This is a genomic window from Francisella frigiditurris, from assembly GCF_001880225.1.
GTDB lineage: Bacteria > Pseudomonadota > Gammaproteobacteria > Francisellales > Francisellaceae > Francisella > Francisella frigiditurris.
Genome location: NZ_CP009654.1, coordinates 672,620 through 686,783, shown reverse-complemented (window position 1 = coordinate 686,783; position 14,164 = coordinate 672,620). Strand labels below are relative to the sequence as shown.

The following is a 14,164-nucleotide window of genomic DNA, read 5'->3' as shown; positions in this document are numbered from 1 at the left end:
AAAAAAGTGCGATTAATTTTAATTACATCATCATGTCATAAAGGTCGAACATGATCCACATAGTACCAACAATTATGATAACAACTACTAGAAGCGCAAAAACTGCACTTACCAAGTTCCAGCGAGCTTTTGAGTCAGTACTTAAGTGTAAGAAAAATATCAACTGCACAAATAACTGTATTAGAGCCAATATAGCTATTGCTACACACAAACCTATAGGAGATAAAACTTTAAACCCAACTAAAGCAAAAGCTATAGTAGTAATTACGATAGATAGCACAAAACCTGTTACATAACTCTTATGAGTACCGTATGCTGCACCTGTATCATGATCATATAAATGTTCTTTAGCCATATTATATCGCTCCTAACAAGTAAACTATTGAGAATACAAATATCCATACGATATCTAAGAAATGCCAAAACAAACCTAAATATGTAAGCTTAGTTTTTGCCATTGGCGTCATACCGTATTTCTTAAGTTGCAAGATCATACTTACTATCCATAAAAGACCCATAGATACGTGTAATCCATGCGTTCCAACCAAAGTAAAGAAAGATGATAAAAACGCACTACTTGACCAAGTATGGCCTTCCATAGCTAGTTCATAAAACTCATGAACTTCCATAATAATAAAGCCTAAACCTAAGAAGAAAGTAACTAATAGCCACTTTATTACATGATTTATGTTGCTAGAATTACGATTAAGCATTGCTAAACCGAAAGTAAAACTACTAACTAGTAGTAACATTGTTTCTACAAAAACATATGGCAAACTAAATAGTTCTTGAGCATCCGGCCCACCAAATGTATTTTTATGAAAGACTGCATATACAGCAAATAGCGTAGCAAATAGCACGCAGTCACTCATAATATAAATCCAAAAACCAAATACGTTTTTAGAACCATCAAAATGATGTTCGTGATGATGGTTATTATCCGCAGTTACTGTACTCATACTTGTAACTCTCCTTGTTGATTATATTTACTTTCAACATTTTTAACTTCGTCAGCTTTTACATAGTAGTCAATATCATAGTCAAACGATCTGTATAATACTGTACCTATCATACCAGCAACACCAACAACAACTAACCACCAGATATGCCATACTGCAGCAAATCCAAATACGAAGCTAAATGCTCCTATTATAACCCCAACTGCTGTATTTCTTGGCATATGAATATCTTCATATTCTTTAGCTTCAGTTAAAGGTCTATTATCTACACCTAGTCCTTTTTCTTTATGATCCCAATAAGCATCACGCTCTTCAACTACAGGATCATGAGAGAAATTATAGAAAGGAACTGGAGATGGGATACCCCACTCTAAAGTACGACCATAACCCCAAGCATCAGCACCAACACGATTTTGATCTCTATTTTTGATACTTACAATAATTTGTAATACTTGGAAAAATATACCTAATCCAATTATCATAGCTCCAAACCAAGCCACTATAAGTAATGATTGGAAACCAGTTGATGCATCATAATGATACAATCTTCTTGTCATACCCATAGCACCTAATAAATATAAAGGCATAAATGCTACAAAAAATCCTACTAGCCAACACCAGAAAGCATATTTACCTAAACGCTCATTTAGTTTAAAACCAAATATTTTAGGGAACCAATATGTAAGTCCGGCAAATGCTCCAAATACTACACCACCAATAATTACGTTATGGAAGTGAGCTATTAGGAATACACTATTGTGCATTTGGAAGTCAACACCTGGTAAGGATAATAATACACCCGTCATACCACCTACTGAGAAAGTTATCATAAAACCAACTAACCACATCATAGGCGTAGAGAAAGTGATTCTTCCACGGAACATAGTAAATAGCCAGTTAAATATTTTAACTCCAGTTGGAACAGCAATAATCATTGTCATAATACCAAAGAAAGCATTTACGTTCGCACTTGCTCCCATTGTAAAGAAATGGTGAAGCCATACAGCAAAAGACAATATAGTAATTACTATAGTTGCCCAAACCATTGTTACATATCCAAATAAAGGTTTCTTAGAAAAAGTAGCTGCAACTTCTGAGAATACACCAAACATAGGAAGTACAAGAATATATACTTCAGGATGTCCCCATATCCAGATTAAGTTTACATACATCATTTGATCCCCACCGCCTGAAACAGTAAAGAAGTGAGTACCGAAGTATCTATCTAAAGTAAGTAAACCTAAAGTCACAGTTAAAACTGGGAATGCTGCCACAACAAGTATAACAGAACATAATGAGGCCCAAGTAAATACTGGCATCTTCATTAATGTCATACCTTTACAACGCATTTTAATAATTGTCACAAAGAAGTTAATACCAGTCATTAATGAACCAATACCAGATATTTGAAGACCCCATATATAATAATCGGTCCCTACCGTTGGACTATAAGTTATTTCTGAAAATGGTGGATATGCTAACCAACCAGCATGAGCAAAATCACCCACCAATAAAGAAATATTTATTAGCATAGCTCCAACTACAAAAAGCCAAAAACTTAAAGAGTTCATATAAGGGAATGCTACATCACGAGCACCAATTTGAAGAGGTACAACCCAGTTCATCAATGCAAATATTAATGGCATTGCAACGAAGAAGATCATAATTACGCCATGGGCAGTAAAGATTTGATCAAAATGTTCTGGAATTAAATAACCTGTACTGTCACCTGAAGCTAAAGCCTGTTGTGTTCTCATCATAGCGGCATCCACAAAGCCACGGAACATCATTACTAAAGCTACGACAACATACATTGTCCCTATTTTCTTATGGTCAATAGTTGTAAACCATTCACTCCATAAGTAACCCCATTTTTTAAAATATGTGATACCACCGACTAATGCCACACCTGCAACCACTATACCTATAAACATACCAAGTATGATTAATTGTTGGCTTACTGGCTCATACAGATATGGAAAAACCAAATGTGGATCACTTAGTTTTCCAATTAATGCTTCTAGCATATTGCTCTCCTATTTACCGTACTATTTATAATTTATTACTACATATCCATATGATGCATATTACCCATCTTTTCCATGTCGCCAGGTTTATAATTAGGCATCATATAAGACATAGTAATATCATTAAATAAGTTCTTATCAACATTTGAATAGTAAGTTACTGGATTATTTACAGAATCTTTAACTAAATTATTCCAGAAATATCCCCATGTCAATGATGGATCATTTGAGCTTTTTATTTCTTTAACCCATTGATCAAAATTATCTTGATTCACCACCTCAGCATAAAATTGCATCTCTGCAAAACCATGACCAGTATAGTTAGCAGAAAATCCACGATACTTACCATTGTTTGTACCTATAATATGCAATTGTGTAGTCATACCAGTCATTGCATAGATCTGACCACCTAGCTCAGGTATGAAGAAAGAGTTCATAGGCGCAGCTGAAGTAATTTTAAAATTAATTGGTCTATCTTTTGGAATTCTTATGTAATTAACTGTGGCAATACCTTGTTCTGGATAAATAAACATCCATTTCCAGTTTAATGCTACAACATCAATTTCTAGAGGCTTTTTATCAGACTCTAAAGGCTTATATGGACTAAGTGAGTGAGTAGTCTTCCATGTCATAATAGCTAATATAAGAATTAAAACACCTGGAACACCCCAACACACAACCTCCAAAAGAGTACTATGAGTCCATTCAGGACGATATTTTGCATTTGCTCCTTCGCGATAACGCCATGCAAACCATAAAGTTAAAATTATCACAGGTATAACAACTATAAGCATAAGCAATATAGCATATACCAAAAGCTTCTGTTCACTTGCCGTAATAGGTCCATTAGGATCTAAAACACCACTCTTAACACAGCCTGATAAAAACAATGTAGTAAACGCAACTATTAACGCTAATATATATTTTTTTTGTTTCATACTATTAACCTTAGAACTATAAATTAATTTTAAAATAGTTATTCCGATATTATTCTAGCAGAATATATAACAAATAAGAAAAAAAAATAACTTTTTTTACAACTCTAAAGCTAATTAAAATACTTATATGCATGCTCTTACAATAACAATGCAAAACAAAAATCTAGACTTTTATTGATATGAATAGTTTAATAAAACATCATACAACCTTTATTAAGCCACAAAGGAACAACACATGAAAAAATTAACAATCGCTTTATTAGGAGCATCTGTAATATTAATGAGCGGATGTTCAGAGCAAAATACAAAAAGTAACACAGAAATTACAACAACCAAAACCGACACAATTAATTATGCTGAGCATATTGCAAACCCTGAAATTATAAATCAATTATTAAATGATAATAGAACTCCTTATTTAGGTAATAAAAATGCTGAAAAAGCAGTTGTTGTATTTTTTGACTACGGCTGTGGTAAGTGTGCTGAAATTTCTAAAGAGATAAACTCTATACTTAAAAACAACTCTGATATTAAGATCATATTCAAACCCTATCCTTCATCAAATCGCGATATGAACGTTGCAAATTACGCGAGCTTAATTGCATATGAAGCTTATACTCAAGGAGGTCCAGCATTATTTGATGAATATAATAAATCTATATTTGAAACAAGAATATCAAAAGGTGAAATAACATTTGATGAAATAAATTCCATTGCCGATAAACTAAGTATAAAAATTGATAAAGCCCAACTTAAGGAAGCCGCAAAAGAGGAACTTGAATCGCGTCAACTAGGAAAAGAAATTGGTTTTGATGGACCTCATGCACTTATTATTCTGCCAACAAATTTAGCGAACATGGACAAAAACGAGCTCGATAAACATTTAAATGAAATTCATGTAATTGCAGACAAACACACAAATAACGCTGCCAGCTCACCTAAAGATGCTGCTAACTGGGTGTCTAATCAAATTCAAAATGCTCTAACTAACTCTTAACTTAATCAGGGATAAATAAAATCACCACATCTTTATATAAAACATCTTCTTTTAATTCCCATGGCTTAAAGCATTCAAAATGCAAAACAATCTTTTGAGGAATCTTCTTGAACCTATCATGCACAGACATTTTAAAACTATCTAACGAACCATATTTAGATTTCTCAACATTAATACTTTCATGCTGATATGAAACCGCTTTAATATAATCATAATTATACTCTGTCAAAAACCATCTATAGCCAGAGATAGAGTCAACCGGTAATTCTATATTTATAGTTGCTTTATTTCCTTCTATAACTATAGGCTTTGAATAAACATCTTCTAGATCTGACTGCTTCATTTCAGCAAAAACAAAAAATGGAGAAATCACAAAAATAATAATTAATGACAAATATTTACTCATCGCTTTAATTCAAAATCATTTTATAAATACCTCTAGTTATTATACAATTACACAAATTTAATAGTAAATGTAAAGAAATTTCTAAATATGGCTCTAGAAAAATTTGATTTAGAATTAGTGTCTTTTAAAGATTTAACTCCAAATGTTAGACATTTTGTTTTTAAAAGAACAGACAACAAGCCTTTAAATTTTGTGGCTGGACAATTTATAACATTCCTACTAAAAGATAGTGAGGGAGCTCTAAAAAGAAGAAGTTATAGCTTAGGTTCTCTACCTACCAACAATATGCTTTTAGAAATAGGTATTACTTATGTTAAAGGAGGAGCTGCTTCAGAATTCTTCTTTAATATGAAAGAGGGAGAGACCGCTCCAGCAATGGGTCCTGCTGGTAGATTGATACTAAAAGATGAAGAAATTAACAAATTAATCCTAATTGGCACAGGTACTGGAATAGTTCCTTACAAATCAATGTTTCCAGAATTATTAGAAAAAGCTAACAACACAGAAATTCATATATTATTAGGCGTACAACATAGAAAAGATGCTCTTTATGCTGATGAGTTCATAAATTTTGCTGAGAGACATGAAAATATTCACTTCAAACTTTGTTTAAGTCGCGAGAAAGAAAGTTTAAATAGTTATGAAGCTTCTGGATATGTACAAAACCAATTAAGAGAATTAAGCCTAAATCCAGAAACAGATGTTGTATATCTATGTGGTAATCCAAATATGATAGATCAAGCATATGAGCAACTTACAAGCGCTGGATTTAATCCAAAAAGCGTAAGAAGAGAGAAATATATTTCCTCCAATTAAACTTGATACTTACTTTTAATTGAGTTAAAATTCGTGAGTTATTCTACTTTTTAGGGATATGGTGCCTAATGAAATAGCTTAGGTGGCGATGTCAAATTATAAAAACAAGGAAATAAAAAATGAAACAAGAAATTCACCCAAAATATAATGAAGTTACAATTACTTGTAGCTGTGGAAACACTTTTAAAACAAAATCTACAATCGGTAAAGATGCTTTAAATATAGATATCTGTTCTGAATGCCATCCTTTCTATACTGGTAAGCAGAGAGTAGTTGATACTGCTGGTCGTGTTGATAGATTTAACAAAAGATTTGGTTCTCTTAAGAAAATCTAATTTATTTATCTTATTATTTCTATCTAAAATTTATCAAATAAAAATCAATTTCTAAAATAAACTAAATACAAACTGATTTGTAGTATTTATCTATATACTCGTTTAAAGATAAACTATCATATTCTCTAAGTATTCTTTCTGCATCAAATGATTCAGCCACCTGCCTTTCTAATAAATCTATTTCAGTATGATCTAGTTTATTTTCCCTAAATTCATTAGATGCTTGTTTAGATAATTCTAAGACTAAGTTCTTATAACCCTTATCTTTAGCATGATTAGCTAAAATAGCAGAAGGAGTTTTTAATACATCAAGGACCTTTTCTTTTTCAAGAGAAACTGCATCAATATACTCCCGCCCCATTTGTAAAGCAGTTTTCTCGATAGATGTAAAAAGTTCAAGAGCATAATCTTTTAATAGAACTTTTTCTCCTGTACAAATCTTTATAAGCTTAGAAGATGGATTTCTCCCATTAATTGCCACTTCGGTTAAGTTAGATTTAGCAGCTTTTACAAAATCTTCGCTATATTGATTAAAATCTCTCATGAAACAAGTCATTAGCATAACCTCTATAAACAATGAAGTTTGCTTATCTATTCCAGAAGCAACAAAAGGATTTACATCAAGCACACGAACTTCTATATACTCAACACCTCTATTCATAAGCGCACAAGCCGGTCGCTCACATCTTTTTGATAGCTGTTTAGGTCTTACAGGACTATAATACTCATTTTCAATTTGTAAAATACTATTATTTAACTGAATACGCTTACCTTGATCATTATATAAGCCTATTCTTTCATAAGGTGCGAACTCTTCTTCTGTAGCACCTATTAATCCCGTAACATATGAAGTTACATCTTTATAAGATATATGCAAATTCTTCTGTGCTGGACTAGTATAGCCTAAATCACTCATCCTTAAACTTGTTGCATATTCACCAATATAAAATTCATCATCCAATTCATTTAAATAGTTAGGCTTATTTTTAACAGATGCTTTTGCACAAATCGGGCTTGCTCCAAACAAGTATGGCAACAGCCACATATACTCAAAATAATTATTTATTACACCAAAGTAAACACCAGACTTTGTTAAACCCAGCTCTTCAGATTTCTGAGCGACTAACTTCTCATCAAAAGAAAAATTATAGTGAATTCCTGCAATTACTTGCATCACCTTACCATAACGAGCTTCTAAACCTCTTCTATATACCTGTTTCATTTTTCCAGAATTAGACTCTCCAAAATCAGCAACTTGCACCTCTTTTTCTGAAACAATTAGTGGCATACTCAAATTTAATATAATTTCATTTACATCCATTCTTTGCAAAGTAAAAGAATGGAGTTTATTAAGCTCTTCCAACACATGATCTATACTTTTTCTAGGCTTTGTTATAAGCTCCAATAAATTTTCAGAGAAATCTACGGTTATACTACTATTAGTAAGCTTATGTCCTAATTTACTAGGATGTTGGCTATTAGTAAAAATTCCATCTTCACTAATCCTAAGAGTTTCCCTTTCTATCCCTCTAAGATTATTTATATTCTTTAAATCATACATTACAAAAAAAGTCTTATTTCCATATATACTTTTTCTAGTATAAAGTATTACAGATAGTTTTAGAAATCCTAATGTTTAATGATTAAATATTTTTTCACACCTAATAATAGCGTAATGACAATATAACTCATTGCTGAAAGACTAATAATAAGAAAAAGTCTTAAAAATCTTTCTAATAATGTCATTTGAAACCATACATCTATATTTAAATCAAAACTAAACAAAACCAATATCATTACACCAATACTAATAAAAATTTTTAAGAAGTAGCTTTTAGAGAAGAATAAGTTTATAAAAATCGTAAAATTAAATTTAGCTAATATGATCATTTGCATCATCAAATTTAATAAAGCTACTAAAGATGTAATAATCGCCAAGATAAAAAAAGCATAGGTATCATCTGATAAAAAATATATAACCAGAGCATCTAATACTATATTAACTAATAAACAAAATACACTTATTCTAAATACTATATTAGTTTGGCTACTAATATACAACGCAGATGTAATAATTCTAATAACCACAAAACAAAACAAAGAAACAGCATAGCCCATTAAAGCCATTTGAGTAAAATTAACATCTTGCTCACTAAACTTTCCATAATTAAATAATGTCACAACAATTGGTTTGGATAAAATTACCAGCCCCACAAGAGCTGGAACTGTAATATAGATAGCAAAATTAAAAACCCTAGAGAAAACATACCGAAAGTTAGAATAATCATTTCTATATTGAATCAAATAAGGAATAACAACTGTAGCTATAGCTGTGCCAAAAACCCCATAAACAAATTGGTTAACTCTGTCTGCATAATAAAGCCATGCAAGACTCCCAGATATCAAAAATGAAGCAAAAAAAGTTTCAACTAATGAGTTTATTGATAAAATTGAAGCTCCTACAAAAGCTGCTGGAAACTTTCTAAAAAAAACAATTACCCTAAGATCCCTCATAAAGATCACAGACTTACTAATATCTATTTTTCCAACAAGCTTATAAAGTGAAATCATGGCTACAATTAATTGAAAAATACCAGCTATTAAAACTGAATAAGCTACAACATATATTGGAGTATTAAACTTTGGTGCAATCAGAACTCCCATTATCATTGATATATTTAGAATTAAGGGAATTATAGAGGCTATTACATAACGCTTATGACTATTCAAAATAGCTGATATTAATGCTACAAGAAATATAAATAACACATATGGAATCATTATTATAAATAATGTAGAACATAATTTAAAAATCTGGTAATCATCCATAATTCCTGTAGCAAAAATACTTACCCATAAATTAGAAAAAGCAATTCCAAGTAAGATGATAAAGAGAAGAGAGATTGAAACAAAAAATAAAATAGTTGCAACAAATTGTTTCTGTTGATTACTAACTCGACCTTTAATATATGGATTTAATATCTGGGTTATTGCTCCTGAAGAAGCAACTTTTCTCATAAATTCTGGGATTCTAAAAGCTATTAAAAAAGCTTGCATTGCAATACCAGTTCCAAAAAAACTAGCTAGTAAGATATCCCTAACAAAGCCTAAGATTTTAGACAGAAGAAGAAAAAATGAAACAATTAAGCTATTAGAGAAAAACTTTTTCATTTAAAAGTTATCTTTCGATATAATCTTTAAAATAAGTTAGCGCTTTTTTATAAACCTCTTGTTTAAAATAAACAACGTGATTTATAGGATACCAATAGCTTACCCAACGCCAATTATCAAACTCTGGTGTTGCATTAGCTTCAAGATCAATATTGTTTTCTGAAGTTTTTAATTTTAATAAAAACCATTTCTGCTTTTGCCCAATACAACAAGGACTATTTTTTCTAACTAAAGATTCTGGTATATCATAAATAAACCAATCTCTTGTTGATGCTACAACCTCAACATCATGAGGCCTTAAACCAACCTCTTCATAAAGCTCTCTATACATAGCTTGCAAAGGAGTTTCGTTTGGATTAACCCCACCTTGAGGAAATTGCCAAGATGTCCGATTTTTTCTTTGCCCCCAAAATAACCTATTGCGGCTATTAAGCAACACTATTGCTACATTTGCTCTGTAACCGTCTTTATCTATCATGTATTTATAAATATAAATATAAAAGCCTAATATTTATTCTAAACTAAAAAAAATAGGTTTTATATTAATTAAAGAGAAAAAATTTAAAGAAAAATTTACATTTTAAGACCAAGCTCTCTCAGTCTTTCATTTAGAAAAATCTCTGCCTTTGGATATTTATCAGATAAATAAACTTCTGCTTTTGGATGAATGAAACATGGAGTTGATAATCTATCAACGTTTTTTGTTTCACCCTCTGGTTTAACAACTCTATGTTTTGTTGCTATATATTCCCCATTTGTCATCTCTTGAAGCATATCACCTATATTAATAATTATAGATTCACTATCACAAGGAACATCATACCACTGATTGGTAACTGGAGATAACACCTGTAAGCCTGGAGAAGAAGCAATCGGCAGTAAAGTAATCAAATTAATATCTTCATGAGCAGCTGCTCTTACTGCCCCAGGCTCTTCATCACCTTTCATCGCTGGATAATGTAAAACTCTCAACAAAGTACCTGGTCTTGATACAGTATCTTTCAATCTTTGAGGAAGTCTCTTAGCTACTTCTGGATCCATATAATCATCTATCCACTCTAATAAAGTTTCTCCTAACTCCATCATCTGGTCGAACATTTTTTTAGCCGCATCGCTGACCTCTTCAGGGTATCTACCCCATGGAAAATATAAATGATAGAAATGTTTTATATCTTTAACTCTTTCGCCTTTAGCAACTTCAGAAACATCTTTAGGGAAATAGCCATCTTGCTTTTCTCTATCAAATAGATACTTATCAGCATTTCCAGACTTCAAAAAAGCTTCCCACTCTTTATAAACAGTTTGTATAAGATTCCAATCAATTGGATGAGTCTTCAAAACAGCAAAACCTGTTTCTTTTAATGACTTTGTAAAATCAGATGGTGCATTATCCGCATAATAATCAACACTCAAAATATTCATACTCTCTCCACTTAAAATAAACTTTCCGTGTAAATTATATCAATAATAGTCTTAAGCTTGTATAAAATTATAAGCTAACCTCGTGGATGATGCTTTTGATAAACCTGCTGTAATCTATTCTGAGAAATATGAGTATATATAGTAGTTGTAGAAACACTACTATGACCTAAAAGCATTTGAACAGATCTTAAGTCCGCACCATTATTTAATAAGTGTGTTGCAAAAGCATGTCTTAAAGTATGTGGAGAAATTTCAGAACTTATACCTGCCAATAAAGTATAATTCTTAATCCTATGCCAAAAAGACTGTCTTGTTATTCTTTTAAAATGCTTACTTAAAAATAAAGCCCTTTCTTTTAAAGATTCTAATAATTGTGGTCTTACTTCACTCATGTACTTTTGTAGGTACTCTAAAGCATACTCTCCAATAGGAACTATTCTTTCTTTAGAACCTTTTCCTAATACTCTAATAAGACCTATATTCATGTCAATATCATCAATATTTAGACTTACTAATTCGCTAACCCTTAGTCCAGTAGCATACATTAGTTCTAACATAGCCTTATCTCTAACTCCAATATCCTCTTTTAGATCAGGAGCTTCTAGAAGTTTCTCAACGTCTGCCTCTGTCATATCTTTAGGTAAGCTTTTTTGCAACTTAGGCAATTGTAGTTTTATAGCAGGATTCTCAGAAATATATTTATTTTTATACAGCCATCCATAGAATTTTCTAAAAGTAGAAATCATTCTAGCATTTGATCTACTACTATAATTATTACTAGCCCTATATGAAATAAACTCATAAAGATGATCAAAGTCTATAGTTGAAATATCTTTTTTAGAATAGTATTTTTGAAGAAAATTAAGATCAGTACGATAAGAAGAAATAGTGTTTTTGCTTAATCCAGCTTCCAGCCACAGATTATCTAAAAAAATATCTATCAAGCCAGATACACTATCCATTTTAATTTATTATACTTTTTCCTTAATTCTAGCAGCTTTACCTGTACGACCTCTCATATAGTAAAGTTTAGCTCTACGAACTTTTGCTTTTTTCTCAATTGTGATACTGTCAATAAGAGGACTATGAGTCTGGAAAGTTCTCTCAACACCAACATCTGAAGACATCTTTCTTACAGTAAATGCTGAATGTAAACCTCTATTTCTTTTTCTTAAAACAAAGCCTTTGAAAGCCTGTACTCTTTGCTTATCACCTTCTCTAATCCATAGATTAACTGTGATAGTATCACCAGGGTTAAACTCTGGTAAGTCTGTTCTTATTTGAGATTTCTCTACTAATTCAATAAATTTATTTTTCATTTTTTACTCCTTTTGTGCATACCATATCTTTATATTTTTTTCTAAAAATTCTCTATCTTCTTTAGATAGGCATTGGCACTCTAATAAATCATATCGACGCTCATAAGTTCTTATCAACTTCTGATTTCGTCTCCATTTTTCTATATTTGCATGATTACCTGACAATAATACTTCAGGAACTGCTTTTCCATTAGGAAGCACAGCTGGCTTTGTATAATGCGGGTAATCCAAAAGTCCATCATAAAAAGAATCCTCTAAAAACGAATTCTTATTACCTAAAACTCCTGGCAGTAATCTTATTATACTATCCATAACAACCATAGCAGGAAGCTCACCACCACTTAAAACAAAATTGCCAATAGAGATTTCCTCATCAACATAATCTTCGATTAAGCGTTCATCAACTCCTTCATATCTACCACATAGCAATATCAATGAATCATTCTGAGAAAGCTCTAGAGCTTTAGCATGATCAAAAATATCACCCTGTGGCGACAAGTATACTACTTTTGCATTAGAACCTAAAGATTTTTTTGCTTCCAATATAGCTCTCTCTAAAGGCTCATATTTCATAACCATACCAGCACCACCACCAAAGCTAGTATCATCAACAGTAGAATATTTATCTTTAGTAAAATCTCTTGGGTTATAACATTTTAGCTCAACTTGCGACTCTTTAACCGCTCTAGAAGTTATGCCAAAGTTAGTTAAAGCTTGAAAGATTTCTGGAAATATTGATATAGTGGCAAACTTCATATAAATAAATTAGTAATCATATTCCCAATCAACTATTATTTTTTTATTTTCTAAATCAACGTCCAAAATATAGTTATTAATGTATGGGATCAAATACTCGTCTTCTGATTTTTTACAAATAAGAACATCATTATAGCCAGTCTCCATTATATCAATAACTGAACCAAAACTATCCTTACTCTTATTATAAACCTTCATGCCTATAAGATCAGTCCAGTAAGTTTCATCTTCCTTCAACTTTGGTAAAGCTTCTCTTGGAACACCTATAAGTGCATTAGTAAATTTCTTAGCATCATTTATATCATCAATGCCTGCCAATTTTATATAGATTTTATTTCCTCTCCTAAAAACATGCTCGTCTTGTAACTCATTCCAAGATATATCATTTTGAAAATTCAAATACCATTTACCATAAGACAAAATAGTTTCTATATCATTAGCAAATGGATAAAGTCTAAGCTCTCCATTTAGCCCATAAGTAGAACCAATTCGAGCTATCTCAACGAAATTTTTAGACATCTAGAAATTTAAAGGATTTTAAAAGAAAATTTAATTAAGCTGCTTTCTTAGCTTCTTTCACAAGAGAAGAAACTCTATCTGAAAGTTGTGCACCGTTAGAAACCCAATGATTAACTCTATCTAAATCAAGCTTTAATCTTTCTTCACCACCTTTAGCTAAAGGATTGAAAAAACCAAGTCTTTCAATAAATTTACCATCTCTAGGACTTCTTTTATCAGCTACTACGATTTTATAAAAAGGACGCTTCTTAGCACCACCGCGAGCCATACGAATTACTACCATAATCTTCTCCAATTAATATATTTAAATTTTTTAATATTTTATATATAAAGTCTTAAAATAAACAAGACTCATAAAAATAATAGCAATACTTTAAATGCTATAACTAAAAAAGTCAAGTGTTGACTATAGTTTGTAATTAGTTATAATGCTCACTTAGTCGCTATATTTAACAAACAACTTGCTTGCGACAGAAAATAAAAAGCTAAAGCGTTTCTT

Annotated in this window: 16 protein-coding genes and 1 pseudogene; 3 read left to right on the top strand and 14 right to left on the bottom strand. The window is 31.4% G+C overall.

All coding sequences use genetic code 11. The features are described from left to right. Positions 1-22: 22 nt before the first annotated feature. Genes cyoD through cyoA form a run of 4 tightly spaced genes read right to left on the bottom strand, consistent with a single transcriptional unit; the run spans position 23 to position 3,924 of the window. Positions 23-355, bottom strand: a complete 333-nt coding sequence (cyoD, locus tag KX01_RS03410) for a cytochrome o ubiquinol oxidase subunit IV (RefSeq protein ID WP_071663659.1) — start codon at positions 353-355, stop codon at positions 23-25. A 1-nt stretch (position 356) separates the two neighbouring features. Then, positions 357-959: a cytochrome o ubiquinol oxidase subunit III gene (cyoC, locus tag KX01_RS03405; RefSeq protein WP_071663658.1), complete on the bottom strand. Its 603-nt coding sequence runs from the start codon at positions 957-959 to the stop codon at positions 357-359. Then, positions 956-2,986, bottom strand: a complete 2,031-nt coding sequence (gene cyoB, locus KX01_RS03400) for a cytochrome o ubiquinol oxidase subunit I (protein WP_071663657.1) — start codon at positions 2,984-2,986, stop codon at positions 956-958. Before cyoB ends, cyoC begins: the two co-directional genes overlap by 4 nt. Before the next feature lie 38 nt (positions 2,987-3,024). Next, on the bottom strand, positions 3,025-3,924 hold the full coding sequence (cyoA, locus tag KX01_RS03395) for a ubiquinol oxidase subunit II (protein WP_071663656.1): 900 nt from the start codon (positions 3,922-3,924) through the stop codon (positions 3,025-3,027). A gap of 235 nt (positions 3,925-4,159) precedes the next feature. Between cyoA and KX01_RS03390 the strand changes: the two genes are divergently transcribed. Next, a complete protein-coding gene (locus KX01_RS03390) occupies positions 4,160-4,921 on the top strand; it encodes a thioredoxin domain-containing protein (protein ID WP_071663655.1) in 762 nt (253 codons plus the stop codon). 1 nt (position 4,922) lies between these two features. Here the strand turns inward: KX01_RS03390 and KX01_RS03385 are convergent, their stop codons facing one another. After that, entirely contained in the window at positions 4,923-5,327 is a 405-nt protein-coding gene (locus KX01_RS03385; RefSeq protein ID WP_071663654.1) for a hypothetical protein, read from the bottom strand. A gap of 87 nt (positions 5,328-5,414) precedes the next feature. Between KX01_RS03385 and KX01_RS03380 the strand changes: the two genes are divergently transcribed. Continuing rightward, positions 5,415-6,143, top strand: coding sequence for a ferredoxin--NADP reductase (locus KX01_RS03380; RefSeq protein WP_071663653.1), 729 nt, complete (start codon positions 5,415-5,417; stop codon positions 6,141-6,143). A 119-nt stretch (positions 6,144-6,262) separates the two neighbouring features. Then, positions 6,263-6,478, top strand: a complete 216-nt coding sequence (gene rpmE / locus KX01_RS03375) for a 50S ribosomal protein L31 (RefSeq protein WP_071663652.1) — start codon at positions 6,263-6,265, stop codon at positions 6,476-6,478. A gap of 61 nt (positions 6,479-6,539) precedes the next feature. On the opposite strand, the gene gshA is transcribed toward rpmE, so the two are convergent. The 9 genes and pseudogenes from gshA to rpsP form a co-directional block, all read right to left on the bottom strand. Next, positions 6,540-8,039 (bottom strand): glutamate--cysteine ligase, encoded by a 1,500-nt coding sequence (gshA, locus tag KX01_RS03370; RefSeq protein ID WP_071663651.1) that lies wholly within the window; start codon positions 8,037-8,039, stop codon positions 6,540-6,542. A gap of 68 nt (positions 8,040-8,107) precedes the next feature. After that, positions 8,108-9,649, bottom strand: coding sequence for a murein biosynthesis integral membrane protein MurJ (murJ, locus tag KX01_RS03365; protein ID WP_071663650.1), 1,542 nt, complete (start codon positions 9,647-9,649; stop codon positions 8,108-8,110). A gap of 7 nt (positions 9,650-9,656) precedes the next feature. Next, positions 9,657-10,127, bottom strand: a complete 471-nt coding sequence (locus KX01_RS03360; protein ID WP_071663649.1) for an RNA pyrophosphohydrolase — start codon at positions 10,125-10,127, stop codon at positions 9,657-9,659. A 95-nt stretch (positions 10,128-10,222) separates the two neighbouring features. Further along, entirely contained in the window at positions 10,223-11,071 is an 849-nt protein-coding gene (locus tag KX01_RS03355; RefSeq protein WP_071663648.1) for a 2OG-Fe(II) oxygenase family protein, read from the bottom strand. 74 nt (positions 11,072-11,145) lie between these two features. Then, positions 11,146-12,033, bottom strand: coding sequence for a site-specific tyrosine recombinase XerD (gene xerD, locus KX01_RS03350; RefSeq protein ID WP_071663647.1), 888 nt, complete (start codon positions 12,031-12,033; stop codon positions 11,146-11,148). 9 nt (positions 12,034-12,042) lie between these two features. Further along, positions 12,043-12,390 (bottom strand): 50S ribosomal protein L19, encoded by a 348-nt coding sequence (rplS, locus tag KX01_RS03345; protein WP_071663646.1) that lies wholly within the window; start codon positions 12,388-12,390, stop codon positions 12,043-12,045. Further along, a pseudogene (gene trmD / locus KX01_RS03340) lies at positions 12,380-13,146 on the bottom strand (tRNA (guanosine(37)-N1)-methyltransferase TrmD). The gene rplS and the pseudogene trmD overlap by 11 nt, the downstream one beginning before the upstream one ends. 9 nt (positions 13,147-13,155) lie before the next feature. After that, complete coding sequence (rimM, locus tag KX01_RS03335) at positions 13,156-13,665, bottom strand: ribosome maturation factor RimM (protein ID WP_071663644.1); 510 nt, start codon at positions 13,663-13,665, stop codon at positions 13,156-13,158. 34 nt (positions 13,666-13,699) lie between these two features. Beyond that, positions 13,700-13,948, bottom strand: a complete 249-nt coding sequence (gene rpsP / locus KX01_RS03330; protein WP_071663643.1) for a 30S ribosomal protein S16 — start codon at positions 13,946-13,948, stop codon at positions 13,700-13,702. Between the last annotated feature and the right edge of the window lie 216 nt (positions 13,949-14,164).

What these genes read in the sequence shown, in the direction of transcription:
- gshA (WP_071663651.1), bottom strand. Translation starts at nt 8,039, where the DNA reads ATGTATGATTTAAAGAATATAAATAATCTTAGAGGGATAGAAAGGGAA.
- cyoB (WP_071663657.1), bottom strand. Translation starts at nt 2,986, where the DNA reads ATGCTAGAAGCATTAATTGGAAAACTAAGTGATCCACATTTGGTTTTT.
- xerD (WP_071663647.1), bottom strand. Translation starts at nt 12,033, where the DNA reads ATGGATAGTGTATCTGGCTTGATAGATATTTTTTTAGATAATCTGTGG.
- KX01_RS03360 (WP_071663649.1), bottom strand. Translation starts at nt 10,127, where the DNA reads ATGATAGATAAAGACGGTTACAGAGCAAATGTAGCAATAGTGTTGCTT.
- rimM (WP_071663644.1), bottom strand. Translation starts at nt 13,665, where the DNA reads ATGTCTAAAAATTTCGTTGAGATAGCTCGAATTGGTTCTACTTATGGG.
- cyoC (WP_071663658.1), bottom strand. Translation starts at nt 959, where the DNA reads ATGAGTACAGTAACTGCGGATAATAACCATCATCACGAACATCATTTT.
- rpsP (WP_071663643.1), bottom strand. Translation starts at nt 13,948, where the DNA reads ATGGTAGTAATTCGTATGGCTCGCGGTGGTGCTAAGAAGCGTCCTTTT.
- cyoD (WP_071663659.1), bottom strand. Translation starts at nt 355, where the DNA reads ATGGCTAAAGAACATTTATATGATCATGATACAGGTGCAGCATACGGT.
- KX01_RS03355 (WP_071663648.1), bottom strand. Translation starts at nt 11,071, where the DNA reads ATGAATATTTTGAGTGTTGATTATTATGCGGATAATGCACCATCTGAT.
- KX01_RS03385 (WP_071663654.1), bottom strand. Translation starts at nt 5,327, where the DNA reads ATGAGTAAATATTTGTCATTAATTATTATTTTTGTGATTTCTCCATTT.
- KX01_RS03380 (WP_071663653.1), top strand. Translation starts at nt 5,415, where the DNA reads ATGGCTCTAGAAAAATTTGATTTAGAATTAGTGTCTTTTAAAGATTTA.
- cyoA (WP_071663656.1), bottom strand. Translation starts at nt 3,924, where the DNA reads ATGAAACAAAAAAAATATATATTAGCGTTAATAGTTGCGTTTACTACA.
- rpmE (WP_071663652.1), top strand. Translation starts at nt 6,263, where the DNA reads ATGAAACAAGAAATTCACCCAAAATATAATGAAGTTACAATTACTTGT.
- rplS (WP_071663646.1), bottom strand. Translation starts at nt 12,390, where the DNA reads ATGAAAAATAAATTTATTGAATTAGTAGAGAAATCTCAAATAAGAACA.
- murJ (WP_071663650.1), bottom strand. Translation starts at nt 9,649, where the DNA reads ATGAAAAAGTTTTTCTCTAATAGCTTAATTGTTTCATTTTTTCTTCTT.
- KX01_RS03390 (WP_071663655.1), top strand. Translation starts at nt 4,160, where the DNA reads ATGAAAAAATTAACAATCGCTTTATTAGGAGCATCTGTAATATTAATG.